Origin of the sequence: Campylobacter sp. BCW_6889, from assembly GCF_001762535.1 — a bacterium.
Taxonomy (GTDB): Bacteria; Campylobacterota; Campylobacteria; order Campylobacterales; family Campylobacteraceae; genus Campylobacter_D; species Campylobacter_D jejuni.
Genome location: NZ_MJWZ01000076.1, coordinates 23,499 through 35,866, shown reverse-complemented (window position 1 = coordinate 35,866; position 12,368 = coordinate 23,499). Strand labels below are relative to the sequence as shown.

At 30.0% G+C, this 12,368-nt stretch carries 8 protein-coding genes, 1 other RNA gene and 1 pseudogene; 4 read left to right on the top strand and 6 right to left on the bottom strand.

Features of this window, described 5'->3' with window-relative positions; all coding sequences use genetic code 11:
• Positions 1-25: 25 nt before the first annotated feature.
• A complete protein-coding gene (locus tag AJ939_RS08580) occupies positions 26-1,834 on the bottom strand; it encodes a DASS family sodium-coupled anion symporter (RefSeq protein WP_070276103.1) in 1,809 nt (602 codons plus the stop codon).
• Between the two features lie 189 nt (positions 1,835-2,023).
• Positions 2,024-2,121: signal recognition particle sRNA small type (gene ffs, locus AJ939_RS08575), an RNA gene on the bottom strand.
• Positions 2,122-2,312: 191 nt separating this feature from the next.
• On the opposite strand from ffs, the pseudogene AJ939_RS08570 reads away from it, so the two are divergent.
• Positions 2,313-2,989, top strand: a pseudogene (locus AJ939_RS08570) (hemerythrin family protein).
• A 2-nt stretch (positions 2,990-2,991) separates the two neighbouring features.
• Complete coding sequence (locus AJ939_RS08565; RefSeq protein WP_070276149.1) at positions 2,992-4,863, top strand: flagellar assembly protein A; 1,872 nt, start codon at positions 2,992-2,994, stop codon at positions 4,861-4,863.
• A gap of 3 nt (positions 4,864-4,866) precedes the next feature.
• Here the strand turns inward: AJ939_RS08565 and AJ939_RS08560 are convergent, their stop codons facing one another.
• Genes AJ939_RS08560 through AJ939_RS08545 form a run of 4 tightly spaced genes read right to left on the bottom strand, consistent with a single transcriptional unit; the run spans position 4,867 to position 9,679 of the window.
• On the bottom strand, positions 4,867-6,504 hold the full coding sequence (locus AJ939_RS08560) for a flagellar hook-basal body complex protein (protein WP_070276102.1): 1,638 nt from the start codon (positions 6,502-6,504) through the stop codon (positions 4,867-4,869).
• A gap of 3 nt (positions 6,505-6,507) precedes the next feature.
• Entirely contained in the window at positions 6,508-7,386 is an 879-nt protein-coding gene (locus tag AJ939_RS08555; RefSeq protein WP_096738025.1) for a flagellar basal body rod modification protein, read from the bottom strand.
• 58 nt (positions 7,387-7,444) lie between these two features.
• On the bottom strand, positions 7,445-9,340 hold the full coding sequence (locus AJ939_RS08550; protein ID WP_079860502.1) for a flagellar hook-length control protein FliK: 1,896 nt from the start codon (positions 9,338-9,340) through the stop codon (positions 7,445-7,447).
• A 15-nt stretch (positions 9,341-9,355) separates the two neighbouring features.
• A complete protein-coding gene (locus AJ939_RS08545) occupies positions 9,356-9,679 on the bottom strand; it encodes a hypothetical protein (RefSeq protein WP_002868349.1) in 324 nt (107 codons plus the stop codon).
• Positions 9,680-9,813: 134 nt separating this feature from the next.
• Between AJ939_RS08545 and typA the strand changes: the two genes are divergently transcribed.
• Positions 9,814-11,622 carry a translational GTPase TypA gene (gene typA / locus AJ939_RS08540; protein WP_070276100.1) on the top strand — a complete coding sequence of 603 codons (1,809 nt, stop codon included), beginning with the start codon at positions 9,814-9,816 and terminating at the stop codon, positions 11,620-11,622.
• Positions 11,622-12,269, top strand: coding sequence for a poly(A) polymerase (locus tag AJ939_RS08535; protein WP_070240497.1), 648 nt, complete (start codon positions 11,622-11,624; stop codon positions 12,267-12,269). Before typA ends, AJ939_RS08535 begins: the two co-directional genes overlap by 1 nt.
• Positions 12,270-12,368: the final 99 nt, after the last annotated feature.

The window sequence follows — 12,368 nt, the reverse complement described above, 5'->3', positions numbered from 1 at the left end:
TCTAGGAATTAATTCCTAGAAATTATTAATAAAATCCTAAAATTTTCCACCAAATAAGTCCAACAGCTATCATCACTACTATATCAACTATGGAAATCACAAAACCTATACTCCACCATTTTTTAAGAGTTACATAGCCTGTTCCAAAAATAACAGGAGCTGTTCCTGTTGCATAGTGAGTTAATGCCATCATAACATTACCTGAAGCTATCATAATAAAAGCATAAAGAAGTGGTGGTGCTCCTAAAGCAAGCCCTGCACTATAAAAAACAAAAAACATTGCTGATATATGAGCTGTAGTAGAAGCAAAGAAATAGTGCGTATATAAAAAAGCAAGGCTTAAAAATATCATAATAGAAATTTCCCCAAGTCCCATAGCAGAAGCAAATTCACCTAAAACTTCAGCTAAAAACTGAGTAACACCAAGTTTGCCAAGCAAAGTTGCCATCATTACAAGAGCTGAAAACCATACTAAAGTATTCCAAGCAGCTTTTTCAGCCAAAACTTCCCCAAAAGTTAAAACTCCACTAATTAACACCAAAGACAACCCAAGCAAAGCCACGCTAGTCGCATCAAGAGAAATTCCAAAAAACAAGCCCAAAGTTCCAGCCCATAAAAGTAAAAGCGAGACAAAAACACTGAGCATTATTTTTTCACTATTTTTCATTTTTCCAAGTTCTTTCAATTTATCTTTAGCAAAAGTGGAAGCATTAGGCGTGGATTTAATTTCTGGCGGAGAGAGAAAATAAAGCACCAAAGGCATCAAAAGCATAGCAGCTATACCAGGTAAAAACATTCCTAAAGCCCATTGCCCCCAAGTTAAATGCACTTCTAAATTTGTAGCTTGTGCTATAAGATCAACCACCAAAGGATTTGGAGCTGTAGCTGTAATAAACATAGCTGATGAAATAGGATTAGCTTGATAATTTACCAAAGAAAGATAAGTGCCTATTTTATTTTGCGTTCCATCTTCAGGAGTGGATTTAAAACTTCTTGCAATAGCTTGAACTATAGGATTTATGATAGCCCCTGCTCTTGCAGTATTTGAAGGAGTAACTGGAGCTAAAATGGTTTCACAAAAAGCTATAGAATAAGCAATACCTAAGGTTTTTTTACCAAAAATACTGATAAAATGATAAGCCAAACGCTCTCCAAGTCCTGTTTTAATAACTCCACGAGCCACAATAATAGAAATCACTATAAGCCAAATAAGAGAATTTGAAAAACCACTTAAAGCATCTTTTATACCTGTTTTAGATTTTAAATTTGATATAGCAGTATTTACCTTTTCATCTATACTCTTTTGAGATAAAAAATCAAGTGCTAAAGTATTTAAAGCTGAAATTTTAGTCTCATCAATAAGTTGTTGCGTAGAAGTTTTTGAAGTAGCCTTGGTGTAAATTTTACTTAGATTTTCAATCTGGTAATTTATATCTGTGCTTGATTTTAAAATTTCATTAACTTTTGCTTTTAAATTTCTACTTATATTAGCATTGATTAAAGCCTGCAAAATAGTGGCTTCAACTGCCTCATCCATAGTTGTTTTATAGATATTAGAATTATCTCTTAAAACAATTCCCTCAAGAGTTTTTATATGTGTAGCACGCACAGAACTTTGGGTAGTGGTAATGCCGCTAAGAGCTACTATGGCAATAGCTACCATACAAACAGCCCCCAAAGGCATTACTTGTAAAATCACTGCCATAATCACAGCAATAAAAAGCCCAAGAAAATGCCAAGAATTATCTTCCAAACCTACAGGAGTAGGTATAAGCCAAAACACAGCTGCAATTAAAATACACAGCACCAACAAGGGAATTTTCTTTCTATCCATTGTTTATCCTTTGATATTGGTAATGTAATTTGCAATGCTTAAATTCTAGTTAACTAATATTTTAATAAATCTTAAAATTATAATTTTTAAATAAATTTTTAATTTATTGTTACAAATATACATAATTTTTACTTTATAAAGAAGCTAGTCTAATTGAAAAATAAATAGGGAATTTTAAATGAAGAAAACCCTTCCCCAGATAACTGCGGCACACACTAAAATCAAGTGCTCTGCTGTGTTCCCACCCTGAAGCGGTGCTTAAAAATAGCATTGCACAGGTCTAAGAAAAGGCAAAGAAATTATATCATAATATACTTAAAAAGTGTTGAGCTATAAAAACTAAATATAAAAATGTATAAATATGTAACAAATTGGTTATATTTTATATAAATTTTTAAATTTAATTTGCAAAATTATTGTTTTTTTCAAGGAAATACGATTATATAGATATATTATATAAAATTTTTAAGGAAAAATCATGGAAATCAAATGGAGTAAAGATTTTAGCATTAAAAACATACAATTAGATAAACAACACGAACTAATTTTTGAAATTGCTGAAATTGCAAACGATTTAGCTTTAAAAATTCAAGATAATGATGTGCAACACAAAAATGATTTAAAACAAATTCTTACAAAGTTATTCCAATATGTAAAAATTCATTTCAAAGATGAAGAAAAATTTATGGAAAGCATTGATTTTCCTTTAATTGAAGAACATAGAAAATCTCATCAAATATTATTAAAAAAGACTAAAGAACTTTTAGAACACTCAAATGATATTGTTAAAATGTCATTTGAACTTTCAACATTGACCAAAGATTGGATTTTAGATCATTTTGCTATTGAAGATTTATGGATAGCTAACTTCACAAAAAAGCTCTACATCTTCAAGAGATTCATTATAATCTAGAGCAATACATAAAATTAAAATCAATTAGGCAAGATTTAAAGACTGAAAAAACCTATGATTATATTTGCAACTGTTATTTGCGTACTCATGCAGTTCCACAAACCATACACGAAGAACTTGTTAGCAAAGAAAATACTTTAAAATGTGAAAAATGTGGACAAATTTTAGTGCATTTAGATCATATTGATTTAAATCAAAATTATGAAATGTTAAATCATATCCTCGAAAACATAGGAGTGTAATGATGAGCTATGAAATAAAAACTTTAGAAACTTTCAATCCTTTTGAAAGTTTAAAATATGAACAAGCCAGCACAGATCAAATTCTTGATTTTAGAATTATAGATTTTAAACTTCTGTGTTCTAATATAAAACCAGCAAAAACAAAAACTTATGAAAGAAAGGATTTTGACTTATTTTATGCGGATGATTTTTTTGTAAAAAATTACAATACCATGGTGCAAAAATTTCTTATAGAAATTTATCCAAAAACACAAAAAAATTGTTTCGTGGTTAAGCTTAAATCTAATCCTAGTTTAACTTATCTTAAGGTCAATATTAATTTTTTGGATAATTTTAAATACTATCCAAATTTAAAATTTGACATTTTGCAAAATATTTATAAAGTAATGATCAAGCAAAAATTTTTAATCTTAAGACTTGATAAAAATTTATTTGACAAGATTGATGATTTTATCTTATCAATACAAAAAAATCCATCTATTAAAGAAATAGAGCTTGAAATTGCCAAAGGTGTAGATAAGATTGAACATAAAAGCGATGAAATTATTTATCATAGAGATGTTAACGAAGAATGTTTTGACGAAAATATTAGCTATGATGAAGGAAGCTACTGTAAACCTATTGAAAAAAATGAGCTACTTTTTGAATACATTTATAGAATTCTTGGAAAAGAAGGTAGAAATTTAAGAGGAGAAATCCTTCATTTAAATCCAATAGCTTTTTTTGATAATCCTTTTATCATAAAAGATGAAAGCATTTATACAGAAGAACTAGAAGATAGAATTAAATATTTTAGTGCAAATTATGGATTTTTAAATAAAGACCGATCAGGATATAGCGTTACAAATAATTTAAAATTATCACAAGTAGGACTTAAAACAACCGGTTCAATCAAAACAAATACTGATGAAAATATAAACTTAGAAATCACTAATTTTGATATAAATGATGATGCTGTTAAATCAGGCATTGTAAATGTTCAAGCTTCAGACATAAAAGTAAATGGAAGCATTGGAGCGACAAAACTTTATGGAAGAAATATCAGCATCAAAGGCCTAACTCATGCAAAAAGCGAAATTTTTGCACAAGATATTTTTATTATAACACACAAAGGAACTTTGCAAGCTGATACTGTGTATATAAAAAATTTAGAAAACGGGATAGTTATAGCCAAAAATGTATTTGTTGAAAACTGCATGGGTGGAAAAATAGAAGCAGAAAATATTTATATTTGCAATTTATTAGCAGATAATATCTTATATCCCAAAAAAAATCTAATCATAACAAATAATATAAAATTTAAAAATAATATTGTAATTTCTCCACTAGATTTTATTAACAATAAATCAAACTCAGAAACTGAAAATCTTACAAATTTAAGCCTTAAAACAAAGAGTAAACTTGATAATATCATAAGTCAAATGCAAAATTACTATGATTATCTAATCAAAAATCAAATCAAGATTATCAAACTTCAAAAAACTGAAAAACTTAATGCTATAGATATGAAATTTTCAAATCTTTATCGTGATATCATAAAAAAATATAATCATCTTAGTGTCTTGTATAAAAAACTTATAAAATTAAAATATCATATTGACGCAAAGCTAAATTTTTTAGATGAAATGGTTTATAATGTAAAAATATACATAAAAGCCGAAAATATTGGAGAGGATAATTTTTTAAAATTTTATCCTAAAACAAACACCGAGCTTGAACTAAAGCATCAAATAAATTTAAAAGATTATGAAAAAGTTTTATACCTTGAAAAAGGGCAACAAGCAAGCTATATTAAATCAAGTCATGATTATAGCGAAAGCGACATAGAAGAAATTAAAATTATTTTTGAAAAACTAGAAAAAGATAATTCCTAAAAATTATCTTTTCATATTAATAGCCTTTTGTATCATTTGATCGCTTGTGGTAATGCTTTTTGAGCTTGCATCAAAGGCTTTTTGAGTTACTATAAGATTTGAAAGCTCTACGCTTAAATCAACATTAGATTGTTCTAAGAATCCGCCTTTAAATTTGGCTGTATTAACAATCTGTCCATTTTTCATAATAAAACTTGCTTCACCACTATTAGCTGTTGCAGCAAAGATATTATCGCCCATAGCAGCCAATCCTTGCTCATTGATAAAATTATATAAAGCAAGCTTTCCAACTATAGCATTTTTACCATTGCTAAATTGCGCTACAATACTTCCATCATCAGATATATCATATTGTTTAAAAAATCCTTCGGCTACACCATCTTGCTGTGTAACTACATTTTTTTCAACGCCTTCTTTAATATAAATCCCACTATAACCCGAACCAGGCTTGTTAGCATCATAAGGAGAGCCTAAATCAATATTAATTGTTCCGCCATTTGGGTTTGCAATGCTTGTAATATTGTTTTGAAGCAAAGCACCATTTTTATCAAAAACCATATTTCCTTCAGTTGGATTGCCTACGGCATTGCCATTAGAATCATAAATTTGGGCAATGGCTTTATATTGTATATTATCGCCTTCTTGCGGCAAAACCCTTTCAAGCGTAACCCTTAAAGTACTTTTACTCCCATCTGCATTATAAATAGGGGATTCTAAAATATCTTTATTGGCTTTTTGTTGTTCTGTTGAAATTTGAGCTGTATCAAGCTTAATACTATTTTCATCCAATCCTTTTAAATCAAGCTCATTGCTTTTAAAATTAAGATTTTCATCTAAAGTTGCTTCAAAGCTTGTTTTTACGCCATTATCATCAGTGAAATTTAAAATGATCCTATCGCCCGCTTTAGCACTAAACACATCTTCTTTGCTAACACTACCGCTAACTAAATATTTTCCATCTTCAGTTTTTGTAATGTTAAATTTACCAGGATCAAGATCCACTTTGACCACTTCTGTTGTTGTGTTAGCATTTAAACTTCCACTCCATTTTACATTTTGAGTTACTTGAGGAGGTAAATACATATTCACAGGTACTTTAATAGCCCCTTGAGAAGCAGTTGTGCCTATACTGAAAGAATTATTTGAATTTACGGTAAAACCATTATTTACCGGAGTTCCTGTGTTAAGATAATCCCCCATAAGCCCTGCAACCCTATCGCTATAGTTGATACCGGTAAAAGCAGGGTTCATTGTTCCTAAAACAAAATTTCCATAAGAATCTACCAAATATCCATTTGCATCTCTTTTAAACGATCCATTTCTAGTATAGTAAGCATTACCATCCGCCCCCAAAACCCCAAAAAATCCTTTTCCTTGTAAAGCCACATCAAATTCGCTATCGCTTGCCACAAGAGAACCTTGTTCAAAAACCACATTAGAAGAAGCTGATCCTGAGCCATATCCACCTTGAGCAGGATTAGTTGATTGAGTAGTTATGGTGCTATAAAAAATATCTTTAAATTGAGTATCAGAATACTTAAAACCTGTAGTATTAACATTAGCTATATTATTTGCATAAATATCAATACCAAAACTATTTGTTTTAACTCCAGAAATTCCATTATAAAATGAATTCATCATGGCTTATGCCTTTTCCTCTTTGTCGCCTTCTTCTGTGGATCCAGAATTAGAAGAATCTCCATCACTTGAGTCTCCACCTGAACTATCTCCAACGGAAGTTGAAGATGAACCAAGTTTATAATCACTAATTTCACCAATATCATCAAAACTTACATATTGACCACCCATTTTTGCATAAGCAACCCCATCAACAAATTTAATACCCTCTATAGGATAAGTTCCATAATTTGCAGTGATCTTTTCCCCGTTTTTATTATTATAAACCACTTTAACACTATACTCTCCATCCCCAGCATAAACACCATCATTATTTCTACCAGGCCACTCTAATGTAAATAAACCTTTTGATACTTCTTTTCCCTCATTACTTTTTTCACTAAATACCAACTTATTATTTTTATCATAAACCTCTAAGGTGATTCCTTTATCATCCGAATCTTCAGGCAAATACATTTTTAGTGCAATAACCTCATCTGCGCCTGTTAATTTGACTTTGTTTTCATTTACCGTAGCCATTTTTCCTATAGCTCCCACTGCTGCAGTACTCATACTCGTACTAAAAGAATTGGAAAGTTTTTCCATAGTTTCAACCATTTTTTGCATAGTTGTATTGGTATTTTGTTGCATTTCAAGTGCACTAAGCTGTGAGGTTTGTGTAAGCATTTTATCACTATCCATAGGATCTGTTGGATCTTGATGTTGAAGCTCTATCAAAAGAAGTTTTAAAAACGCATCTTTATCTAAGGTAGCATTTGGATTACTAACCACACCAGAGCTATTGCTACTAGATGAATTATCCACTTTCGTATCCTTGTTGCTTGTTTGGTTAGTATTAGCAGTATTTGTCCAGTTAAGATTGCTATTCCAATTTGTTGTCGCCATGATAAAATCCTTTTTTTACATTCAGTCTTTTTTAATTAAAAGCAATAAGTGTTCCAACTTAGAAATACTTCGCTAAAACAAGCTCTAGATTGACTTTTTCACTTTCATTTTTTCCATCTAAAGTATCTTTAAAACCATATCCACTACGATTTTTTCCTTGATTTTGATTTTGCTCTCTTTTACCTTGATCACTAAAATTCATTTCAAGTCCAGTAAATCCCATATTTACAAGAGAATTTTTAAACTCGACTTGATTTTGGATAAACAAATTCATTGCATTGGTATTGGAGTTGAAATTGATATGAAGGTTATTACCTCTTTGTATCAAAGTTACTTCCACTTCTCCAAGATTATTAGGATTTAGAGTGATACTAAGTTTAGTGATAGGCGCTTTATATTGATCTACAGCCTCTTTTAAATCTTGTGAAAAATACTGCAAAGTCTCTTTAGGCGTGATATTGCGAGCATTGTTTTGTGTTACTTTACTTAAATCTTTGACTAAAGAATTTAAGTCATCTAAATTATTTTTATCTACATTTTCACTGTGCGTTTTTGTTTGCTCTTGAGTAAAAGTTTCTTTATTGGTATTGTTGTTAAAATTAGCATTATTCTCTTTATTTTGAACTGCTTGAGTTTTATTTAAATTTTCAAAATTTAATTTTTGATCAAAGAAATTCTGTTTTATATCTTTATTTTCTTTGTTGTTGTTTTTAGGCTCTTTATTTAAACTAAAATCTTTTTGTGTTAAATTTGAAACTAAATTCTGAGCATCTTTGACAATTTCTTTATTTAAATTTTTATCAAGATTTAAATTTTGATTATTGCTCTTTAAATTTTTATTTTGATCTTGTATATTCTCTTGATTTAAATTGTTTTTTTCTTGATTTTTATTTAACTCTTTATTAAAATCTTTGTTTTCTTTATTTAAATCTTTAAGATTTGTAAGCTCCTGAGTGCTTGCATTGTCTTTTAACTCTTTGTTTAAATTTTTATCTTGTTTTGTACTATCTTTAATCAAATCTTTAAGATTGTTATCTTTATTTAAATTATCTTGGTTTTTTTTATCTTTTATATTCAACTCTTCTGTTAAATTTTTTGCAAACTCATCATTTTTGATATTTTTTAAAGTATTTTTAGCATCTGTGGTATCTTCTTCTATTTTTGATTTAACTTTATCATTTTTTTCGTGTTTGCTTTCTTTGGATGAAAGCATGGAATCTAAATTTTTTAAAGTTTGAGAAAGCAAAGAACCGCTATCTTTAGAATTTGTTTTTTGCGTAGAATGAGTGCTTGTAGTATGAGTTGTATTTTGTAAATTGTGATTTAAATTTTTACTCATATTGGAAATTTTATTATTGATGATTTCTTTAAAAACATTATCCACAGCACCTTTAAAAAAATCGGCCTTATCTAAATTTGGAAAAGTTGCTTTAAGATCAAGAAGACGATCTACTTTAATATTTTTTACATTTAAGCCCAGATCTTTAGCTATGTCCAAAAGCTCACTAAGATTTGATGCGCCTTTTAAAGCATTAAAATTAGCCTCTGTTTTGATAAGACTCGAAAGTTGAGTAGAAAGATTTGCCAGTTTAACATCTGCTGTATCTGTTTTTAGCTTATCCAACAAAGAAAGAATTTGCATAAAAGAAGCAGATTCGAAAATGCTTATCTTATCACTCTCATCAAAAGCTCCTTTTTGAAGTCTGTTCATCGCTTCATTAACAACTTCTTTTTGACTGATCTTCATATGATCAGGTAAAAATTCATTAGTTTCATCGATAGAATTGAGCAAAGAATTTAAAAAACTCTCTGTATCATCTTGAGTTGAATTTTTACTATCGCTACTTTCATGTTCTTTATTTTTACTTGTTTTACTAAAAGAACTACTAGTAGTAGAAGTTTTACTCGGCGTAAGATTTAAAACATCATTTTGCGGAGCTAAATTTGACATCACTTTTCCTTCAAAAAATTATTTTAAAAATTTATCTACCATTACATTAGGAAATTTTTCTTTCAAATAAGAATCTTCATATACTTTAATCATCTTATCTTCATTTAAAGCAGTTAAGATATTTAAAAGCTCTTCTAAATTTTTAGCATTTAAAATTTTCTCTAAATTTTCTTCATTTTCTAAAATTTCTGTAAGCTCGCTTGAAATTCTTGCCATTTTTTCGTTTTTATCTGATCTAAAAGTTTCTAAAAGTTCTAAAACTTGAAGCAAAACTTCATTTTTTCTTTCAGCTAGATCGCTTTTAAATTCAACAAAAATCTCTTCATTTAATGGTTTTGACATTTTAACTTCCTTTTTAAAATTTTAATTTCATAAGTTTTTAAAGCAAGAAGTGTTCCAAGTTTTGATACTTTGTAGTTTAAGTTAAATTTTTGTATAATCTAAGCTTTTAAAAATTTAGCTTTGGAGAAGAAAATTTGGAAAACATTAGAAATATAGCAGTTATAGCTCACGTTGACCATGGTAAAACCACCATGGTAGATGAATTGTTAAAACAATCAGGCACTTTTAGCGAAAGAGAACAAATTTCAGAACGCGTTATGGATAGCAACGATATAGAAAAAGAACGCGGTATTACCATACTTTCAAAAAACACAGCGATCAATTACAAAGGTACAAAAATCAACATCATAGATACTCCAGGGCATGCTGATTTTGGCGGAGAAGTAGAACGCGTTTTAAAAATGATTGATGGAGTTTTGCTTTTAGTAGATGCTCAAGAAGGCGTTATGCCACAAACTAAATTCGTGGTTAAAAAAGCTTTATCTTTAGGGCTTAAACCTATAGTTGTAATCAACAAAATCGACAAACCAGCTGCTGATCCTGAAAGAGTGATCAATGAAATTTTTGATCTTTTTGTAGCCCTAGATGCAAACGATGAGCAACTTGACTTTGCCATAGTTTATGCTGCAGCAAAAAATGGTTATGCTAAGCTTGATCTAAACGATGAAAGTGATAATATGGAGCCACTTTTTAAAACCATACTTGAACGCGTTCCAGCACCAAGTGGCACAAATGACAATCCTTTACAACTTCAAGTTTTCACTTTAGGGTATGATAATTTCGTAGGTAAAATAGGCATTGCTAGAATTTTCAATGGGGTTGTAAAGAAAAACCAAAGCGTAATGCTTGCAAAAGCTGATGGCACCAAAGTAAATGGTAGAATTTCAAAACTCATTGGCTTTATGGGCTTAGAAAAAATGGATATTGAAGAAGCAGGAAGTGGAGATATCGTAGCTATAGCAGGTTTTGAAGCTTTAGATGTGGGTGATAGCGTTGTAGATCCAAACAATCCTATGCCACTTGATCCTTTACACATTGAAGAGCCGACTTTAAGTATAGTATTTTCTGTAAATGATGGCCCATTGGCAGGAACTGAAGGAAAACATGTAACTTCAAATAAAATCGCTGAACGCTTAGAAGCTGAAATGAAAACTAATATCGCTATGAAATACGAAAGCACAGGCGAAGGCAAATTTAAAGTAAGCGGTAGGGGCGAACTTCAAATCACTATTTTAGCTGAAAATATGCGTCGTGAAGGTTTTGAGTTTTGTATGGGAAGACCTGAAGTTATCGTAAAGGTTGAAGATGGGATTAAAACAGAACCTTTTGAACATTTAGTTATCGATGTACCTGAAGAATTTAGCGGTGCGGTAATAGAAAAACTTGGCAAAAGAAAAGCTGAAATGAAAACCATGGCACCAACAGGCGATGGACAAACAAGACTTGAGTTTGAAATTCCAGCACGCGGACTTATAGGTTTTAGAAGCCAGTTTTTAACCGATACTAAAGGCGAAGGCGTGATGAATCATAGTTTTTTAGAATTCCGTCCTTTTAGTGGTGCGGTTGAAAAGCGTAACAATGGAGCGTTAATTTCTATGGAAAATGGCGTAGCTTTGGGGTATTCTTTGTTTAACCTTCAAGAGCGTGGAGTGCTTTTCATAGAGCCTCAAACTAAAGTTTATACCGGTATGATTATAGGTGAGCACTCTCGTCCAAATGATTTAGATGTTAATCCTATCAAAGGAAAGAATCTTACCAATGTAAGAGCAAGCGGAAGCGATGATGCAATCAAGCTTGTACCACCTAGAAAATTAAGCCTTGAAAGAGCTTTAGAGTGGATAGAAGAAGATGAACTTGTAGAAGTTACGCCTGTAAATGTGCGTGTTCGCAAACGCTATCTTGATCCAACTCAAAGAAAAAGAATGGAAAAAGCAAAATCTTAATGGATTTAAAAAGCTTAGAAAATAATAGACTTTATATACTTAAACGCTTAGGGATCTTAAAATTCCTAAGCATTATCGAAGCCTTGCTTGTAGGCTTTTTAGCCTTTGTTTTTATAAGAGATTCCTTAATTGCAGTAATTTTAGCTGTTTTTGTAGGTATTTTTTTCTTTCGTTTTACAGCCAAAAAACTAAAACTCGCACAAAAAGAATTACAAATTGACGCTTTAAATTTATTTTTGCGTCGTTTTGGGGCGAAATTTAAAAAGCAAAGTTTAAGCCAAAAAGACTTTTTAAAACTAGGACTTACAAAGGATTTGAAAGAATTTAAAAGTCAAAACTGCTTTGAATTTAAGGATTTTAAAATTTACGATATTCAGTTTTTGGACGAAAACAAACGCTTTTTTTGCGGAATTTTACTCGAAATTTTAAGTGCAAACAAAAATCCTAGCTTTGAAAACGAAGAACAAATTTATATCAAACTTCAAGATAAAAATTTCACTTTAAATCATATCTTTTCTAAAGAAAATCATTATCTTATCGCTACTTTAAGCAATCCTTTCTTTATAGATATAAAAAAAGATTTAGAAAACAATTTCAAAAATCTAGAAGAAAATCTAAACTCTATAAAAAATAAACTATTTAAATAACTAACATAAAGTTAATATCATAAAATTTTAATAAATATTAATTATATACTTTAAAAATATATTACTTTTAGTAACACTTTAAAATTTAATTTTATTTAA